We start from the raw sequence: 17986 nt of genomic DNA, 5'->3' as shown, positions 1-17986 counted from the left end.
ATGGGAAGATATCTGCTCAATACTGTGAGCCATGAGACGACGTGCGGGAACGCTGGTGCCTCTCGAGGCGCAGATCCTCGACGCGGCGCTGCGGCTGCGCCGGTCCGGCGACGAGCACTTCCACGGGTTCGCGCTCGCGAAGATGCTCGCCGGCGACGGGTCGACGCTCACGGCGCACGGCACCCTCTACAAGGCGCTCGGCAGGCTCGAGAAGGCCGGTCTGCTCGAGAGCGAGTGGGAGGATGCCGAAGCCGCGCAGGATGAGGGGCGTCCGCGCCGCCGTCTCTATGGCGTGACGGGCGCGGGCCAGCTCGCGCTCGCCGCGCACCGGGCCGAGACCGCGCACGTCGCCCCCGTCGGGCGCGCCGCGTGGGAGGCGCTATGAGCGCCACGACGGCTCCGAACCGGAGTGCGGGTGACGACCGGGCGGCCGAAGCCGCCGCGGCCGTCGCCCGGCACTGGGTCCGCTGGTACTCCGGACTCGTGGGCACGGAGGCGGCCGAGCGTCGCCGTGCCGAGATCGAGTCCGACCTGTGGGAGCAGCGGGCCGAAGCACGCGAGACCGGCAGGCGATCCGTCGCCGTCGCCGGGTCGATCGCGTGGCGGGTCGTGGGCGGCGTGCCCGACGACCTGCTGTGGGTACGAACACAGCGCCTGGCGATGCGGGGTCAGCGGGCCGAACGAAAGGCATCCGCCATGAACCCTCTCGGAAACACCCTCGCCCGCTGGTGGTGGGTCGCAGGAGCCGCCGTGCTCGCCGCGATCTTCCTCAGCGCCGGCATCGACAACCTCGTGGGCGACTACGCGCCGCTCCCCGAGGCGGCAGCGCAGTGCTTCACCTACCTCGCGATCCTCGTCGCGGGGATCGCCTGCAGCTACAAGGCGCCGCGCACGAGCGCAGCGCTCGTCGCCATGGGGTCCCTGCCGACCGTCGTCGCGTACTGGCTGCCGCCGCTGATGATCTTCGGCCTGGCCGTGGCGGCCGGGGCGCTCTTCCAGGTCGCCCGCTGCAGCGCTCCCGGTGCTCTCGCCCGAGCGGGCGGGGCACTCGGGGGACTGCTTCTGGGTGCGGCGGCGATCATGCCGATGCTCGGTCTCGCTCCGGGTGCCGTGACGTCGCCGTTCGTCGCCTTCGGCATCGCTCTGATCATCCTCGGCGCGGGCATCGCCCTCCTCGTCGCCACTCGAGCGCCCGCCACGCGCACCGTGGAGTCGGTGAACGCCCCGACGCTCGTCGCCTGACCCGCGAGGGGCGCAGCCCCCTCGCTCCTCGACCCGGCACGGCCGCGGCTCCGCCGCGACCCCGCACGTGCCGGCCCGCGGTCCGGGATGCCCTCGGCAGGCATCCCGGACCCGCGTCGTGTCCGCCGGCAGGACGACGTGGATACATCGCGCGACGGATGCCGCGGCATCCCGTCGTCCCGTAGCGTGAAGCCGATGTTCCGCCGCCTCACGACCGCCCAGATCGTCGTCGACGTCCTGCTCGCGGGCCTCTTCGCCGCTGTCGCGGCCCCCATCGAGATCGCGCTGGGACGGACCGTCGACAGCAACGCGCTCGGGACGGCGCTCGTCGTCGTGATCTTCGCGGGGGCGCTCGCGGTGCGCCGGCTCTCGCCGGGCCTGTCGCTCGGCCTCGCGTGGCTGGGCGCGATCGTACAGATGAGCTTCGGCCGCAGCCCCGGATTCGCCGACTTCGCGATCTTCGCCGTGCTGTACGCCACGGCGGCGTATGGATCGCGCCTGGTCTTCTGGCTCGGGTTCTCGTCGACGATCGTCGGCGCGGCCGTCATCACGCTCTACCTCTTCGCGGGACCGGTCGTCGTCACGGGGCTCGACTGGTCCACGATCACGACGGCGGCGGCCGTGCTCATCGCGGCGACGTTCGCGCTGATGCTCGCGTGGACGGTCGGCGCGCTCGTCCGCACGGCACTGCGCGCGCGGGTCACCCGCGAAGCGCAGCGCCGCGCCGAGGAGGAGACCGTCGCGGAGCAGGAGCGGGTGCGGATCGCACGCGACATGCACGACGTCGTGGCGCACTCGCTCGCCGTCGTCATCGCGCAGGCCGACGGGGCGCGGTATGCCGCGGCATCCGATCCCACGGTCGCCACGGCCGCCCTCGGCACCATCTCGTCGACGGCCCGTTCGGCGCTCGCGGACGTGCGGCTGCTCCTGTCGCAGCTGCGCCACAGCCAGGGCGACGGCCCGCAGCCGACCCTGGCCGACCTCGAAGAGCTCTACGCGCAGGTGCGGGCTGCGGGCGTCGACCTGCGCGTCGACATCGACCCCGCCCCGCCGGGCGAGCCCCCGGCCGCCGTGCAGCTCGCCGTGTACCGCGTGCTTCAGGAGGCCCTCACGAATGCCCTGCGCCACGGCGACGGGGGGACGGTGAATGTGCGGATCGCCTGGCTCGCGGACCGCGTCGACCTCTCGGTGCGGAATCGGACGAAGACGGATGCCGCGCCCGGCGCGGGACACGGCGTCATCGGCATGCGCGAGCGTGCCCAGCTCGCCGGCGGGAGCCTCACCGCCGAAGCGGTCGACGGGGCGTTCGTGGTCCGGGCGAGTCTCCCGGTCGGGGCGGCCGCATGATCCGGGTCGTGCTGGTCGACGACCAGGCCCTGTTCCGCGCCGGCATCCGGATGCTCGTCGACTCCCAGCCCGACTTGGAGGTGGTGGGCGAGGCATCCGACGGTCGCGAGGCTCTTGCGGTCGTTCGGGCGACGCGGCCCGACGTCGTGCTGATGGACATCCGCATGCCCGTGCTCGACGGCCTCGCCGCGACGGTGGAGCTGCTGCGCGACGACGCGCCCCCCGCGCATCGTCATGCTGACGACGTTCGACCTCGACGAGGCGGCGGCCCGCGCGATCCGCCAGGGCGCGAGTGGGTTCCTGCTCAAGGACGCCGACCCGGAGTTCCTCCTCGCGGCGATCCGCACGGTGCACGCGGGGTCGGCCGTGATCGCGGCATCGGCCACCCGCGACCTGTTCGCGCACTTCACGGATGCGTCGCCCCAGCCGGTGCCGCCCGCCTACAGCGAGCTGACCGACCGCGAGCGCGAGATCTTCGCACTGGCCGCGCGGGGGCTCTCCAACGCCGAGATCGCGGCCCGCGAGTTCCTCTCGGAGGCGACGGTGAAGACACACATCAGCCGCATCCTCACGAAGCTCGGACTGCGCGACCGCGTGCAGCTCGTGGTCTTCGCCTTCGAGCACGGCCTGGCCTGATCAGGCCGGGTCAGCGCCCTTCGAGGGCGGCGCGGTGCTTCGCGTACTTCGGCTTGCCGACCCAGCGCCAGAGCAGCCGCACGGGCCCGGGCAGGTTCTTGCGCATCCACTGATCGCCGCCGTCGGGCTGCGACTCGAGGATGAGTCCGAGCGAGTTCCAGGTCTGCCCCTTCGGAGTCGCCTTGCGGCCGTGCTCCGAGAACCACTCCACCTCGGGCTGGGTGATGACCGTCTCCATGACCGGCACGATGTTCGTCTCCTCGTCGGGCAGGTGCACCGCCAGGGCTCCGTTGACGCCGTCGAGCGCCGCCAGGAGGGGCGCGGCATCCATGGTCCCCGCCGACCGTCGCCACGCCGGCAGCGCGGCATCCATCGCGTTCAGGTGCACGAGCAGCTCGGCGTGGTGCTGCTTCATGCGCTCGACGTGCACGGCGCACGCCGGGGCGCGCTCGGCCAGGGGCGCCCAGAGCCGCTCGTCCTCGCCCTCGTGGTGGGCGTGCAGCGCTGCCGACAGCAGGTCGAGCTGGCCCGCGACGACCTCGGCGTGTGCGGTGTCGCCCTGGGCGACTCCCCTCACGAGACGCGGCGCCTCGCCGAACCCCGCCTTGTACATGCGATGGATCTCGGCCATGCCGCTCGCATCGCACGTCTTGGCCTTCGGGACGTCACCGCTCGGCGGCAGGGGAGTGGCGGGCATGTCGGGCTCCTTCGCTGACTCGCGCACGACGCTAGCGGCACGCGCCCGCCCGCGGAAGAGCCGATCGTCCTGCCGGCGCTCCCCGGGTGCGGACGGCGACGGGATCATCCTGGAGATGTACGCGGATGCCTCTTGCGACCGACGCGGCAGCGCGGCGCCCCTCCCTAGCGTCGAAGGCATGCACATCTCATCGACCGACCTGGGCCTGGCCGCCCGGGTCCAGCAGCTCACCAAGACCTACGGCACCGGCGAGGGCGAGGTCACGGCGCTCGACAGCGTGAGCGTCGGCATCCGTCGCGGCGAGTTCACGGCCATCATGGGCCCGTCCGGGTCCGGCAAGTCGACGCTCATGCACATCATGGCGGGACTGGATGCCCCGACCCGAGGCCGCGCCTGGATCGGCGACACCGAGATCACGGGTCTGAGCGACCTCGACCTCACGGTCCTGCGCCGCCGCCGCGTGGGCTTCGTCTTCCAGGCCTTCAACCTCGTGCCGACCCTCGACGCCCTCGGCAACATCCTGCTTCCCTTCGACCTCGACGGACGCCGGCCGTCGGCGCTCGAGCGTGCCCGCATCGACGGCCTCGTCGAGTCGCTGGGTCTCGGCTCGCGTCTGCGCCACCGCCCGCACCAGCTCTCGGGCGGCCAGCAGCAGCGGGTCGCCATCGCCCGCGCTCTGGCGACGGCGCCCGATCTCGTCTTCGCCGACGAGCCGACGGGCAATCTCGACTCGCGCAGCGGCCGCGAGGTGCTCACGCTCCTGCAGACGGCGACCCGCGAGCACGGCCAGTCGATCGCGATGGTGACGCACGACCCCATCGCCGCGAGTCATGCCGACCGCGTGCTCTTCCTCGGCGACGGCCGCATCACCGCCGACAAGCCGCGTCAGACCGCCGAGGAGATCTCGGCGTACATGCTCGCCGCCGAGCTCGGTGCGGGCTCGCCGGCTGCGACGGCCGCCCCGGCCACCGCCGCCGCGGAGGTGTCGGCATGACCGCCGTCGCGGTGGACGGACGGATGCCTCGAGCCGCGGCATCCGCCCCCCTCGTGTGGCTCCGCGAACGCGGTATGGGCGCGAGCATCCTCGTCGCGGCCCTGTCGAGCGCCTTCGGCGTCGTGCTCATCTCGGCGACCGGCTTCATCGCGGCGATACTGCGCGCCGACCCGTACGTCGGCGACAGCGGCACGCTCGCCTTCGTTCTGAGCTTCCTCACGACGCTGCTGGTGGGCGTCGCCGTCTACGTCGCGGCGATCGTGACGGCGAACACCTTCTCGACCGTCGTCGCCGGACGCACGCGGCAGATCGCCTTGCTCCGGCTCATCGGAGCTTCGGCGCGGTCTCAGCGCGGCGAGGTCGCCCGCCAGGGCCTCACGGTCGGCGTCATCGGCGCCTTCACCGGCCTCGTCGCCGGCACGGCGCTCGCCGGGGCGGGGGTGTGGCTGATGATCGAGCTCCTCGGCCTGCAAGGCGTGTCGTACTCGGTCGTCCAGGGGGCGCTCCTCATCCCCGCCGCGATCGTCGCCCTCACGACGTGGGCCGCCGCATGGGCGGGATCCCGGCGCGTGCTGACCGTGACTCCGCTGCAGGCGCTCGGCGGCTCGGTCGAGGCATCCCACGAGACCCTCGCCCGCCGCAGCGGACGCAACATCGTCGCGCTTGTGCTCTTCGCGATCGGCGGCGGCCTGCTCGCCCTGGGCATCCTCGCGGGGCTCTACACGCCGCTCGGCGTGATGGTCGCGTTCGTCGGAGGCATCCTCTCGTTCACGGGGCTCGCGCTCGGCGCGACGCTCGTCATGCCGCCGATCCTGCGGCTCGTCGGCCGTGCCTTCGGCTCGTCGGCGACGGCGCGCCTCGCCGCCGAGAACGCCCTGCGCTACCCCGAGCGGTCAAGCCGTATGGCGATCGGGGTGGTCATGGGGGTGACGCTCGTCACGATGTTCGCCGTCGCCCTCGAGACGGTGAAGGCCGTGCTCACGATGTCGGCCGGTGGCGAGCTGCCCGGCGAGATGTCGACCGTGATCGACTCGTTCGCAGCGATCATGATGGGGCTCGTCGCCGTCTCCGCGGTCATCGCGGGTGTCGGCCTCGTCAACCTCCTGACCCTCGGAGTCGTGCAGCGTCGCCGCGAGCTGGGCCTTCTCCGGGCCCTCGGCCTGTCGAACGGACAGGTGCGCCGGGTCGTGCTCCTCGAGGCCGCCCACATCACGATCGCCGCTCTCGTGACCGGGCTGGTGCTCGGCATCGCGTACGGCTGGGCCGGCGCGCAGTCGCTCCTCGGATCGGTGCCGATCGATCCGGAGGCACCGCGCACCATGAACCTCGTGGCACCGGCGGTGCCGTTCTGGCCCGTCGTCATCATCGTCGCGGCGACCGCTGCGCTGACCCTGGTGGCGGCGGTCGTTCCGACGCGGCTCGCGACCCGCGTGGCACCCGTCGAGGCGCTTGCGGAGTAGGGGCGCCCGCGGGGTGGGGGATGCTCGGCGTCGCATCGGGACGCCGCCGAGCCGGCACGGGATGCCGCGGCCAGGCTTCGGCCGCGGCATCCCTCTGTCGTTTCGACGCCACCGCCGGGCTCGCCCGCGTCATCGCGCGAGCCGCCGGATCACCCGGCGACGGGATTCGCCTCGCGGTTCAGGCGGCGAGCGGCTCTTCCGGCTCGGGGTCGTGGGCCCACGTCGGGGCGAGCGCCTTGATGCGCGCAGCCCGCCACTGCCACACCGTCCAGAGCACGGGCCAGAGACCGGGGGCGGTCGGTCCGCCGATCACGAGGCGGTCGCGCCACAGAGTTCGGGACGGGTCGCCCGGTGCTTGCGAGATCGCCATCTGGTGATCCCACACGTCGAGGCTCGCGAGGGGGCCGGTGAGCGGGATGCCGCTGTCGCGGAAGATCCGCACCGTTCCGTGACGGTCCTCCACGGTGCGCTCGCTCATATGGATGAGCTGGCGTCCCACGGGCAGAAGGCCGAGCGCGCTCAGCTGCACGGGCACGTCGTCGCCGGGCGACCACGACGTCGGCAGCCCGTGCGGCACGAGCGGGTCGAGGTCCATCAGCGGGCCGTAGAGCTCCGCGACGGCCCGGGGGGAGTGGACCGCCCGCCAGGCGGCATCGGCGTCGCAGTCGATCACGAGCTTGAGCAGAACGCGCATGCGCCCAGTCTTGCATCGCACCCGGGCCGGTTCGGGGGCTTGCGGAGCCCCGCCTAGGCTGTCGGGGTGTCGTCGCCGCAGCATCCGTTCGATCAGTCCACGTACCAGGTGCGGTTCGAGTGGGGCGTCGCCGGCCTCGCCCGACTCGCGCCCGCCGACATCGTGGTGGTCGTCGACGTGCTGCGCTTCTCGTCGACCGTCATCCAGGCCATCGAGCGGGGCGAGACGATGGCGACGGATGCCGCGTCCCGCGCCGTCTCGATCAACGGCGTGGCCGTCGCCGAGGCGGCGAGCGGCATGGTGCTGATGGGCGGTCTGCGCAACGCCGCCGCTGTCGCGGACGCCGTGCTGGCGGAGCAGGAGCGTCGCGCCGCGCGCACGAGCGTCGCCGTCATCGCCGCCGGCGAGGCGACGTCGCGCGAGCCGGGAGCGCCGCTGCGCTTCGCCGTCGAGGACCTCTTCGGCGCCGGCGCGATCATCGCGGCGCTCAGCGACCGAGGCATCGATCATTCGTCGCCCGAAGCCGCCGCTGCGGCAGAGGCGTTCCGCCCGCTCCGCGGCGCGATGCGGCACCTCCTGACGGCGAGCGGCTCGGGGCGGGAGCTCTCCGGCCGGCGGGACGAGGTGCACGCCGCGGCAGCGGTCGACGCGTCGTCGGTGGTGCCGATGCTGGTCGACGGGGTCTTCGTCGCGCTCTGAGCGCGCCGTCGGTTCCGGTCGTCGCGCGAGCGGGCGGAGACGACCCCCGCCGCACGCTTTCGCTCGACAGGACCGTCAGTCGCGGGGCGTCATGGCGGCGAGCCGCGTCGCCGGCGTGATCTCACGCCGGGTCCAGGTGAAGAGGTAGCGCTGGTCGAACCGCGGCGCGCACTTGACGCACGACGTCGCGCGGGCGGGCCGCCGGTGACGGTAGGCCGTGTGGCCCGACGGGCACACACCCACCCACGGCGCGAGCTCGACCGCCGTCTCGCCCTGGTGGGTCACGCCGCCGACATAGCCGAGCTCTCGGGCCACGGCCTTCCAGCGCGGGCCGTGCGCGGCATCCGGTCCCGCCAGGGCGTGCGCGACCTCGTGGAGGAGAGTCTGGTGGTTGGTGTCGTCGTCGTAGCGCGCGGAGAGGTAGCGGGAGACCGTGATGCGCTTGCGCGTGTAGTCGCACAGGCCCGCGCGGCGCTTCGCGTTGTCGAATGCGAACGACCACGAATCGTCGAGGTGGGTCGCGATGAGCGCCTCCGCCCAACGGCGCACGCGTTGCAGTTCCGACATGCGGAGAAGACTAGAACGAAGGTGCGACAGTCAGCTGGCGACCCGCGCCCGGCGACGGTCGGCGGCGTCGACGGCGAGGAGGGTCGCCTCGAGCTGGTCGTCGGAGGCCCCGGACTCCTGGCGCAGGAAGAGCGCGCGCTTGAAGTCGCGCCTCGCCCGCTCGAAGTCGCCGGCCTCGTAGTGCGTCTTGCCGCGGTGCTGGTAGGCGAAGGCGGCGATGGCGCTCCACCCCTGCCCCTCGGCCTCTTCGGCGCACGTCGTCAGCTCCTGGTCGGCGGCCGCGTACGCGCCGCGGAACTGCAGCACCGAGGCGTGCAGGATGCGTGCGCGCAGCAGGTCCTTGCGGGTGCCGGCCATGCGGGCGAGCCGCACCGACTGCTCCGAGAGCACCAGCGCATCGTCGAGCCTGTCGAGAACCTTCAGCAGCCAGACCCGCTCCAGAAGGGCGGGAAGGCTTCGCTGTTCGCCGATCTCGTCGAGCCGCTCCTTGCACTGGCGCGGGTCGATCTGCTCACGAAGCGTGTCGGGGTCGTATCCGTGGATGAAGCTCACCGTCGACTCCTCTCCGCTGTCACCGGCGCGCTCACCCAGTGTGCCCCGAGGCGCCGCCGCCTCCGGCTCGGCACGCCGGGGTGCTTCGCCGCGAGGTCGGAATCAGCGCTCGAAGACGGATGCCGCGGGCTTCGGCGAGGGCGTCGCATCGGCGTCGGTCGCGGGCCGGGCGCCGCGCACGAACTCGTCGAGCTCGGCGCCCTGCGCGACCTTCGCCGGGTGGGGGCCCGCCGCCATGAGCCGCGGCAGCCATTCCGTCGGAAGCGGTGCCGCCGACGCCGCGATGACGAGGTTCCCGAACCGCCGGCCCTTGAGGGTCTGCACCTCGGCGAGCACGACGACGTGCGGCAGCACGGCGCGGACGGTGGCGACCTGGCGCCGCGCGAACGAGAGCCCCGAGCCGTCGGCGACGTTGACCAGCAGCACGCCGTCCGGTGCGAGCAGCCGGGCGGCGGCGGTGTAGAACTCGATCGTCGTGAGGTGCGCCGGTGTCTGCGCACCCGAGTACACGTCCGACACGAGCAGGTCGACGGCCCCCACGAGAGCCGCCGGGAGGCGCCCGAGCCCGTCTCGCGCGTCTCCGATACGAACCCGGATCGCGGCGCCCTTCGGCAGGGGCAGGTGCTCCCGCACGAGCTCGACGAGCGCCGGCTCGAGCTCGATGACCTGCTGCCGGGAACCGGGACGCGTCGCCTCGACATAGCGGGGGATCGTCAGAGCCCCGGCGCCCAGATGCACGGCGGTGAGAGGCTGTCCCGGCATCCGGAGCCTGTCGATCACCGCCCCCATGCGCGCGATGTACTCGAAGTGCAGGTGCGTCGGGTCGTCGAGATCGACGTGCGACTGCGGGGTGCCGTCGACGATGAGCTCGTAGCCGCTCGTGAAGTCCGAGACCAGGATCCGGGCGAGGGTGCCGTCCGAGAGTCGGGTCTGCGGGTCGTCACTCGGTTCCCGCCGCGCCCTGGCCATGGCTCAACGCTATCGGCAGCCCGGGCACACTCGGCTGTCGGGCGCCGCCCGCCCGCGGCGCCGGCGACCGTCTGCGCCCCCACGATCGGGAGCACCGGAAGCGCCCGGCGCTACCGTTGTTCCATGGCCTCGATCGACCTCAACGCCGACCTCGGCGAGACCGTCGACGGCGTCCCGACGGCGGACGACGAGGCGATGTTCGCCGTCGTGTCGAGCGCGAACGTGGCGTGCGGCGGGCATGCCGGCGATGCAGCGTCGATGCGCGAGGCGGTCGCGCGGTCCGAACGGTTCGGGGTCGCGATCGGAGCGCACCCGTCCTATCCCGATCGTGCGGGATTCGGCCGAGTGCGGATCGCCCTCGACCCCGCGGAGCTGCGTGCGACCGTCGCCGCGCAGCTCGCAGCCCTCGCCGCCGCCGGCGCTGATCTGCGGTACGTCAAGCCGCACGGCGCCCTCTACCACGCGATCACGACGGACCGCGCGGAGGCCGAGGCCGTTGTCGCGGCGGTCTCGGAGGCGTCGGACCGGCTCGGCCGCGCTCTTGCCGTCCTCGGGCTCGACGGCGAGATCCGCGCGGCGGCAGAGGCTCGCGGGCTGCCGTTCGTGCGGGAGGCCTTCCTCGACCGTGGGTACCTCGCCGACGGGTCGCTCGTTCCGCGCGGAGAGGCCGGTGCCCTGCTCGACGACCCCGCTCGCGTCGCGGCGCGAGCCGTGCGCCTCGCGCGCGAGGGGCGCGTGGATGCGGTCGACGGCTCCGACGTCGTCGCCGACGCGCGGTCGCTCTGCCTGCACGGAGACTCGCCCGCCGCGGTCGCGATGGCTCGTGCCGTCCGCGCGGCTCTCGACGAGGAGCGGATCGAGGTGCGCGCGCCGTGGTGAGCCCTTCGACGGCTGTGCGGGTGCTGCCGATGGGCGACCGCGCGCTCCTCGCGGAGGTGGGGTCGCTCGACGAGGTGCTCGCACTGCACGCGGGGCTCGAGGCATCCCGCCCCCGCGGCGTGGTCGACCTCGTGCCCGCGGCGCGCACCGTCCTGGTGCGGATCGACCCGCGCGTGCTGACGCTCGCGGCCGCGCGCTCCTGGCTCGACCGCACGATGACGGCGACGGATGCCTCGGCCGCCCCGCCCCGCGAGACGTGCACCGTGGAGCTCGACGCTGTGTACGACGGCGCCGACCTCGACGAGACGGCGGCGCTCCTCGGACTGTCGGCGGACGCGCTCGTCGCCCAACACGCGGGCGCGGCGTGGACGGTCGCCTTCACGGGCTTCGCCCCCGGCTTCGGGTATCTCGCGAGCCGCGACTGGTCGCACGACGTGCCCCGGCTCGACAGCCCGCGCACGCGCGTTCCGGCCGGGTCGATCGGCCTGGCCGGCGTCTTCTCGGGTGCCTATCCCCGTGACACCCCGGGGGGCTGGCGGCTCATCGCGAAGACCTCCGCGCCGCTGTTCGATCCGGATGCCGCGTCCCCCGCGCTCCTCGCGCCGGGCGTGCACGTGCGGTTCCGGCCGGTGCGAGCGGCCGTCCGGGCGGCGGACGGCGACGCACGGCCCGCGCACGAAGCAGCCTCGAGCCCGTCGTCCGACAGAGAGCCGAGGGGGGCCACGAGCCGAAGAGCGGCCGACCGCCCCGGCATCCGCGTGGTCGATCCCGGGCTCCTCGCCGTCCTCCAGGACCTGGGTCGCCCCGGGTCCGCCGCGCTGGGCGTCGCGCCGTCGGGAGCACTCGACCGCGGAGCGCTGCGCACCGCCAACCGTCTCGTCGGCAACGACGAGGGAGCCGCCGGCATCGAGGTCACGATGGGCGGCTTCCGCGCCGTCGCCGTCGCCGACCTCTGGTTCGCCGTCGCCGGCGCCTGGGGGCCGATCCGCCTCGACGGCCACGAGGTCGATCCGTACGAGGCTCATCCGTGGCCCGGCGGCGCAGAGCTGAATCTCGACTGGTTCGCCCACGGCGCGCGCGCCTACCTCGCCGTCCGCGGGGGCTTCGACGGCCCGGCGGTGCTCGGGTCGCGCTCTTCCGACCTCCTCGCGGGGCTCGGCGCGGGGCCTCTGCACGCGGGCGACGAGCTGGCACTTCGGGACGAGGCATCCGTCGCCATACCGACCTCGGCCATCGCGCCGTGGGGAGCGCCGCACGACGACCTGCTCGAGGTGGAGCTCGCGCCCGGTCCGCGCGCCGACTGGTTCGCGGCCTCCGCCCACCGCGACCTCTTCGAGGCGATCTGGACCGTCACGAACGACGCCGATCGCGTCGGCGTCCGGCTCGACGGTCCGGCCCTCGCCCGGTCCCGCGAGGGCGAGCTGCCGAGCGAGGGCATGGTGCCGGGCGCGCTGCAGGTGCCGCCGAGCGGCCGCCCCACGATCCTCCTGGCGGACGGTCCGGTGACGGGCGGCTACCCCGTCATCGCCGTGGCGACGGATGCCTCGCTCGACGCGATCGCGCAGGCCCGGCCGGGGACGCGGCTGCGCTTCCGGCACGCGCGCCCGTCGAGCTGACGCCGCCGGCTACCAGTGCGCCAGCGTCGTCGCGACGGCGGACTGATCCGCATCGGGCAGCGCTACGCAGACCGCCTCGGCGAGGCTCTGCTCGGCACCGTCCCGCTCGCCCGCCGCGACGCCGTCGGGGTCGCTCTCGCGGAGCGCCTCGAGGTAGGGCGTGTGGACGGTGAAGGCCTCCGCGTCGAATACGCCGATGCGGTGGCGGATCGACTCGGCGGCCTTCGCGAGCGCACCCGCACGCCAGGCGTCGCCCCGCGCGGCCGCGATGGCGCAGACGCCCTCGAGGCCGTAGGCGACGCCCTCGTCGTAGTGCAGCCGGATGGACAGGTGGAGGGTCTCGACGAACTCCGCTTCGGCCTCCTCGACCTTGCCTTTCAGGAAGTTGAGGCGGGCGCGCAGGTTGCCGGCGACGGAGCTGGTGAAGATGTCGCCGCTCGCGTGGGCGACACCCGCGGCCTCGTCGAACCGCTGGAGGGCGAGGTCGGTGTCGCCGCGCACCCACGCGAGGCGGGCCAGCGAGACGAGCGTGATGGCCTCGGCCCAGTTGTTCCCGATGTCGTGCAGCTTCGCGACGGCCTCCGTGAGCTCGGCCTCGGCCTTCTCGATGTCGTCGCCCGAGTACTGGATGCGTGCCGTCGCACGGGCCGCGAGGGCCATGGCCGACGCATCCTCGTCCCCGCTCTCCGCGAACAGCCGCACGCACTCGCCGAGACCCGCGACGACCTGCTCGCTCGGCCGCTGCCACATCTCGCCCCACAGTGCGAAGAACCACGCGACGGCGCGCGTGTGCTGCGTGATGGGCTGCTCCTTCTCGAGGAGCTCGAGCATCCAGACGCGCACCTCGCCGAAGAATCCGGCGATCCACCAGTAGATGAGCAGGCGCCAGGCGAAGTCGCCGGCGTCGTCCAGCCGGTCGGTGTAGATCAGGTGGCGGACGGCGGCGCGGAGGTTCGGCAGCTCCAGGCCGAGCTGGGCGACGGCGTCGGCCTGGCCGCGACCGCGGAGACTCGGGGCCAGCCGCGTGACCACGGTGCCGTAGTAGTCGGCGTGAGCGGCGCGCATCCGGTCGGCCTCGCCCCGCTCCTTCAGGCGCCCGAGCGCGTATTCGCGCACGATCGCGAGCAGCGAGTACACCGACTGCCCCGCCATCTCGAACGACCTCACGAGCGACCCGTCGATGAGCGCCGTGAGGCCGTCGAGCGCCTGCCCCTCCCACGATCGCCCGACGCCCAGCGCCTCGACGGCGTCGAGTGTGAACCGCCGCGCGAAGACGCCGAGATCCTCGAGGAGGTCGCGCTGCTCCGGCGGCAGCAGGCTCACGCTCCAGTCGATCGTCGCGCGCATCGTGCGGTGGCGCTCGGGCAGATCGCGCACGGCGGCCGTGAGGAGCGGAAGGCTCTGCTGCAGACGCTCGGCGATCACCTGGGGCGTCAGCAGCCGCACCTTGGCGGCGGCGAGTTCGATCGCCAGCGGAAGGCCCTCGAGGCGACGGCAGATGTCGGCGACCGACTGGGCGTTCTCGTCGGTGAGCTCGAATCCCGGCTTGGCGGCCTCGGCGCGGTCGACGAAGAGGGCGCAGGCGGTCGATCGCCGGGCACGCTCGAGTGACGTCGGCACGGCTTCGTCGGGGGTCGTGAGCGCTCCGACGTCGTACACCTGCTCGCCGCGGATGCGCAGCACGATCCGGCTCGTCACGAGGAAGGTCGCGAGGGGGGCCAGGTCGTACAGGCGCACGAGGACGGGCGCGGCATCCACGATCTGCTCGAAGTTGTCGAGCACGACGAGGACGCGGCGGCCGGCGAGAGCGTGCGCGATGCGCTCCTCGAGCGCCGCTTCGCCGTTGTCGCGGATGCCGAGGAAGTACGCGATCGTCGGGAGGAGCAGCCCCGCTTCGAAGACGCCCTCGAGGGGCACGAAGTAGGTGCCGTCCGGGAACAGGTCGGCGGTCGCGAGCGCCGTCTCGATGGCCAGGCGGCTCTTGCCGATCCCGCCCGGGCCGATGAGGCTCACGACCCGGTGGTCGCCGGCGAGCAGCTCGCGCACACCCTGCAGATCCCGCTCGCGGCCGATCGTGGCCGTATAGGGCACGGGCACCTTCCCCGCGAGCTGCTCGACGGACTCCGGCGCGGCGTCGTCGCGAGCCTCGCGCGATTCGTCGAAGCGTTCGGCGAGGAGGGTGGCGAGGTCGTCGGCGATGCGGTCTTGGAGTTCTTCGGCGGTGTGGAAGGGGAGGTAGGCGGCGTGGTCGTCTTTCTGGATGCGGGCGATGAGCTGCTTGAGGCGGGGTTCGCGGTTCTCGGATGCCTTGATGTAGATGAGTTTGGGCATCGTGGCGGGGGCGAGGTCGTATTCGTCCTCGAGGCCGGAGATCTGCTCGTCGGGGGCGACCCAGCCGTAGCTCTCCCAGTAGATGCCGACGAACACGTCGGACTGCTCGAGGTAGGAGCGGTACAGCTCGCGGGGCGGGTGCGGGCGGGCGCCGAGTTCGAACATGACAGGTGCCAGGCGCATGCGTTCGATCGCGGCGCGCGCGGCGGCGCGCTCGTCGGCGAGCTCGCGCAGGGTCGAGCTGACGAAGACCCGGATCCGCTGGTCGGGCGTGCGGATCGCGGGACGGTGGGCCCCAGCCATGACCACATCATGGCCCCGAGCACCGTCTCCTGTCATGCATCTGCATGCAGATCGGCGCGTGTCACCTGCTCACCACTGCGCGAGCGCGCGCTGAACGGCGACGTCGGCGTCGGGAAGGGCCAGCGCGTACGCCTCGGCGATGCTCATGTCGTCGCCCGCCTGCTCTCCCGCCGCCACGGCCTCCGGCTGGAACGCGCGCACGGCCTCGAGCTGCTCCCGGTGGCCGGCGAAGCCCTCGACGTCGTACTGCCCGACCCGCTGGCGGATGGCCGCCGCGACCGCGGACAGGGCGCCCGCCTGCCACGCGTCGCCCCGCAGGGCGGCGACGGCGCTCATCCCCTCGAGGGCGTACTGCGCGCCTTCGTCGTAGTGCAGGAGGGCCGCGAGCTCGAGCGTCGTCCGGTACATCGCCACCGCGCCGTCGACGTCGCCGCCGAGCAGCCGCACGCGCGCGACATTGTTGCCCGCCACGACCTGCGTGAAGGCGTCCTTCTCGCGGACGCCGGTGGCCGTCGCCCGCTCGAAGTGCTCGAGCGACTCGGGGAAGGCGCCACGGGCCATCGCGAGGAGGCCGAGCGCGACATCCGTCAGCGCCTCGAGCCACCAGTTGCCGAGGCGGTGGAAGACCTCCCGCGCCTGCTCGACCTCGGCCTGCGCGGCGGGCATGTCGAGGTCGGGGAACCGCATGCGGGTCGAGCCCCGCGCGGCCAGCGCCATGGCCGCGGCATCCGCGTCCCCGCTCTCCTGGAAGAGCCGCGACGACTCGCCCAGCCGCTCGATGACCTCCTCCGACGGACGCCGCCACATCTCGCCCCACACCGTGAAGAAGACCGCGACGGCTCGCGTGCGGGTGGAGATCGGATACCGCTTCTCGAGCAGCTCCAGCATCCACAGCCGCACTTCGCTGAAGAAGCCCGAGATCCACCAGTACACGAAGAGCTCCCACGCGAAGTCGCCGGCGTCGTCGAGCCGATCGCTGGCGACGAGGTGCCGCACCGCCGCGCGGAGGTTCGACAGCTCGAGGCTCAGCAGCCGCACCGTCTCGATCTGCGCGGGCCCGCGCAGGTCCGGTGAGAGGCGGCGGACGAGATCGGCGTAGTAGTCGGCGTGCGCCCGGCGCATCGTCTCGGCCTCGCCGCGCTCCTCCAGTCGCCCGAGCGCGTACTCGCGGACCGTGGCGAGCAGAGAGAAGGTCGATCGCCCCCCGACATCCACCTGCTTGACGAGGGATGCGTCGACCACCGCGCCGAGCGCGTCGAGGACCTCGTCCCGCCAGCTGCGCCCCTCGCTCACCGCCTCGACGGCGTCGAGCGAGAACCGGGTCGCGAAGACCCCGAGGTCTTCGAGGAGGTCGCGCTGGACGGCGGGGAGGAGGCTCACGCTCCAGTCGATCGCGGCCCGCATCGTGCGGTGCCGCTCCGGCAGGTCCCGCGAGGTCGCCGCGAGCATCGGGAGGCTCTGCTCGAGCCGCCGGTCGATCGCGGCGGGGTTGAGCGCCCGCACCTTGGCCGCGGCGAGCTCGATCGCGAGGGGGAGGCCGTCGAGGCGCCGGCAGATGCTCACGACGTGGCCGACGTTCTCGTCGGTCAGGACGAAGTCGGGCCGGACCGCCCGCGCGCGGTCGACGAAGAGCGCGACGGCGGACGACCGCCGGGCGCGATGCATCGTGGCGGGCTCGGACGCCGTGGGTGCGGACAGCGCCTCGACCTCGTAGACCTGCTCGCCGCGGATGCGCAGCAGGACGCGGCTCGTGACGAGGAAGGTCGCGAGCGGGGCGGCCGTGTAGAGGCGGACGAGGACGGGCGCGGCATCCACGATCTGCTCGAAGTTGTCGAGGACGATGAGCACGCGGCGGCCGGCGAGCGCGTGCGCGATGCGCTCCTCGAGGTCGACGGCGCCGCTGTCGCGGACGCCGAGCGAGTAGGCGATCGTCGACAGGAGCAGGCCGGGCTCGTGCACGCCCTCGAGCAGCACGAAATACACGCCGTCGCGGAAGAGGTCGCCGCTCGCGCGGGCGACCTCGATGGCGAGACGGCTCTTGCCGATGCCGCCGGGACCCGCGAGGGTCACGACGCGGTCGCCGCCCTTCACGAGCAGCTCGCGCACCCGCCGCAGGTCGTCCTCTCTGCCGATCGTCGAGGAGTACGGCACGGGGACCTTGCCCAGAGCCGGATCCTCTCCGGATGCCTCGGCCCCCGCCCCGGCCGCGTCGAAGCGTTCGGCGAGGAGGGTGGCGAGGTCGTCGGCGATGCGGTCTTGGAGTTCTTCGGCGGTGTGGAAGGGGAGGTAGGCGGCGTGGTCGTCTTTCTGGATGCGGGCGATGAGCTGCTTGAGGCGGGGTTCGCGGTTCTCGGATGCCTTGATGTAGATGAGTTTGGGCATCGTGGCGGGGGCGAGGTCGTATTCGTCCTCGAGGCCGGAGATCTGCTCGTCAGGGGCGACCCAGCCGTAGCTCTCCCAGTAGATGCCGACGAACACGTCGGACTGCTCGAGGTAGGAGCGGTACAGCTCGCGGGGCGGGTGCGGGCGGGCGCCGAGTTCGAACATGACAGGTGCCAGGCGCATGCGTTCGATCGCGGCGCGCGCGGCGGCGCGCTCGTCGGCGAGCTCGCGGAGGGTCGAGCTGACGAAGACCCGGATCCGCTGGTCGGGCGTGCGGATCGCGGGACGGTGGGCCCCAGCCATGACCACATCATGGCCCGGACCGGGCGGGAATGTCATGCCCCGGCATCCTGTTCCCGTATCCCGGGGCCGTGAACCGAGGCCGAAATCCCGGGTTATACCGCAGCATCAGGCCCTCGTCAAGAATCGCGCTGGACATGGCGCGTCGAACGACGTATAGTTGGTAGTTGCGCTCTTGGATTCCCCCTGCCCTCATATGGTGGTCGGCTGCGCCCGCGTGCCCCCGCTTCATCGCGGTGTGCGACATGCGGGCTATGGGGAAGAACGAGCACTCCACCTGACGACAAGGAAACGGGCCCTCACGGGCCCACGGAGGAA

The 17986-nt window shown here is 72.9% G+C and carries 15 protein-coding genes and 1 pseudogene; 9 read left to right on the top strand and 7 right to left on the bottom strand.

Annotated elements, in window-relative coordinates:
- The first annotated feature begins 31 nt into the window (after positions 1 to 31).
- The 4 genes and pseudogenes from G5T42_RS03255 to G5T42_RS03240 all read left to right on the top strand — a co-directional run bounded on the left by G5T42_RS03255 (position 32) and on the right by G5T42_RS03240 (position 3225).
- Positions 32 to 385 carry a helix-turn-helix transcriptional regulator gene (locus G5T42_RS03255; RefSeq protein WP_165125367.1) on the top strand — a complete coding sequence of 118 codons (354 nt, stop codon included), beginning with the start codon at positions 32 to 34 and terminating at the stop codon, positions 383 to 385.
- Positions 382 to 1242 carry a hypothetical protein gene (locus G5T42_RS03250; RefSeq protein ID WP_165125364.1) on the top strand — a complete coding sequence of 287 codons (861 nt, stop codon included), beginning with the start codon at positions 382 to 384 and terminating at the stop codon, positions 1240 to 1242. Before G5T42_RS03255 ends, G5T42_RS03250 begins: the two co-directional genes overlap by 4 nt.
- Before the next feature lie 195 nt (positions 1243 to 1437).
- On the top strand, positions 1438 to 2589 hold the full coding sequence (locus G5T42_RS03245) for a histidine kinase (RefSeq protein ID WP_165125361.1): 1152 nt from the start codon (positions 1438 to 1440) through the stop codon (positions 2587 to 2589).
- Positions 2586 to 3225 (top strand): annotated as a pseudogene (locus G5T42_RS03240) (response regulator transcription factor). Before G5T42_RS03245 ends, G5T42_RS03240 begins: the two are co-directional and overlap by 4 nt.
- Positions 3226 to 3235: 10 nt before the next feature.
- Here the strand turns inward: G5T42_RS03240 and G5T42_RS03235 are convergent.
- Positions 3236 to 3922, bottom strand: a complete 687-nt coding sequence (locus G5T42_RS03235) for a hemerythrin domain-containing protein (protein ID WP_165125358.1) — start codon at positions 3920 to 3922, stop codon at positions 3236 to 3238.
- A 178-nt stretch (positions 3923 to 4100) separates the two neighbouring features.
- On the opposite strand from G5T42_RS03235, the gene G5T42_RS03230 reads away from it, so the two are divergent.
- Together G5T42_RS03230 and G5T42_RS03225 are read left to right on the top strand one after the other, a co-directional pair.
- A complete protein-coding gene (locus G5T42_RS03230; protein WP_165125355.1) occupies positions 4101 to 4916 on the top strand; it encodes an ABC transporter ATP-binding protein in 816 nt (271 codons plus the stop codon).
- Positions 4913 to 6376: an ABC transporter permease gene (locus tag G5T42_RS03225; RefSeq protein WP_165125352.1), complete on the top strand. Its 1464-nt coding sequence runs from the start codon at positions 4913 to 4915 to the stop codon at positions 6374 to 6376. The genes G5T42_RS03230 and G5T42_RS03225 overlap by 4 nt, the downstream gene beginning before the upstream one ends.
- 178 nt (positions 6377 to 6554) lie before the next feature.
- Here G5T42_RS03225 and G5T42_RS03220 read toward each other — a convergent pair whose 3' ends face one another.
- Positions 6555 to 7070: a hypothetical protein gene (locus tag G5T42_RS03220; RefSeq protein ID WP_165125349.1), complete on the bottom strand. Its 516-nt coding sequence runs from the start codon at positions 7068 to 7070 to the stop codon at positions 6555 to 6557.
- A 66-nt stretch (positions 7071 to 7136) separates the two neighbouring features.
- On the opposite strand from G5T42_RS03220, the gene G5T42_RS03215 reads away from it, so the two are divergent.
- Positions 7137 to 7769 carry a 2-phosphosulfolactate phosphatase gene (locus G5T42_RS03215; protein ID WP_165125346.1) on the top strand — a complete coding sequence of 211 codons (633 nt, stop codon included), beginning with the start codon at positions 7137 to 7139 and terminating at the stop codon, positions 7767 to 7769.
- A gap of 75 nt (positions 7770 to 7844) precedes the next feature.
- Here the strand turns inward: G5T42_RS03215 and G5T42_RS03210 are convergent, their stop codons facing one another.
- The 3 genes from G5T42_RS03210 to G5T42_RS03200 form a co-directional block, all read right to left on the bottom strand.
- A complete protein-coding gene (locus G5T42_RS03210; protein WP_165125343.1) occupies positions 7845 to 8336 on the bottom strand; it encodes a SprT-like domain-containing protein in 492 nt (163 codons plus the stop codon).
- Between the two features lie 30 nt (positions 8337 to 8366).
- Entirely contained in the window at positions 8367 to 8888 is a 522-nt protein-coding gene (locus tag G5T42_RS03205; RefSeq protein ID WP_165125340.1) for a tetratricopeptide repeat protein, read from the bottom strand.
- Between the two features lie 102 nt (positions 8889 to 8990).
- Positions 8991 to 9857: a fused MFS/spermidine synthase gene (locus G5T42_RS03200; RefSeq protein ID WP_165125337.1), complete on the bottom strand. Its 867-nt coding sequence runs from the start codon at positions 9855 to 9857 to the stop codon at positions 8991 to 8993.
- 123 nt (positions 9858 to 9980) lie between these two features.
- On the opposite strand from G5T42_RS03200, the gene G5T42_RS03195 reads away from it, so the two are divergent.
- Both G5T42_RS03195 and G5T42_RS03190 read left to right on the top strand, forming a co-directional pair.
- Positions 9981 to 10736, top strand: a complete 756-nt coding sequence (locus G5T42_RS03195) for a 5-oxoprolinase subunit PxpA (RefSeq protein ID WP_165125334.1) — start codon at positions 9981 to 9983, stop codon at positions 10734 to 10736.
- The gene (locus G5T42_RS03190) at positions 10730 to 12352 is read left to right on the top strand and encodes a 5-oxoprolinase/urea amidolyase family protein (RefSeq protein ID WP_241245935.1); all 1623 of its coding nucleotides are present in this window, start codon (positions 10730 to 10732) and stop codon (positions 12350 to 12352) included. Before G5T42_RS03195 ends, G5T42_RS03190 begins: the two co-directional genes overlap by 7 nt.
- A 9-nt stretch (positions 12353 to 12361) precedes the next feature.
- Here G5T42_RS03190 and G5T42_RS03185 read toward each other — a convergent pair whose 3' ends face one another.
- Positions 12362 to 14986: a DUF4062 domain-containing protein gene (locus G5T42_RS03185; protein ID WP_165125331.1), complete on the bottom strand. Its 2625-nt coding sequence runs from the start codon at positions 14984 to 14986 to the stop codon at positions 12362 to 12364.
- 69 nt (positions 14987 to 15055) lie between these two features.
- Entirely contained in the window at positions 15056 to 17671 is a 2616-nt protein-coding gene (locus G5T42_RS03180) for a DUF4062 domain-containing protein (protein ID WP_165125328.1), read from the bottom strand.
- Positions 17672 to 17986: the final 315 nt, after the last annotated feature.

The sequence above is a fragment of the Microbacterium sp. 4R-513 genome (assembly GCF_011046485.1).
Taxonomy (GTDB): domain Bacteria; phylum Actinomycetota; class Actinomycetes; order Actinomycetales; family Microbacteriaceae; genus Microbacterium.
The sequence above is the reverse complement of the archived record's forward strand: the minus strand, read 5'-3'. Positions and strand labels throughout refer to the sequence as shown.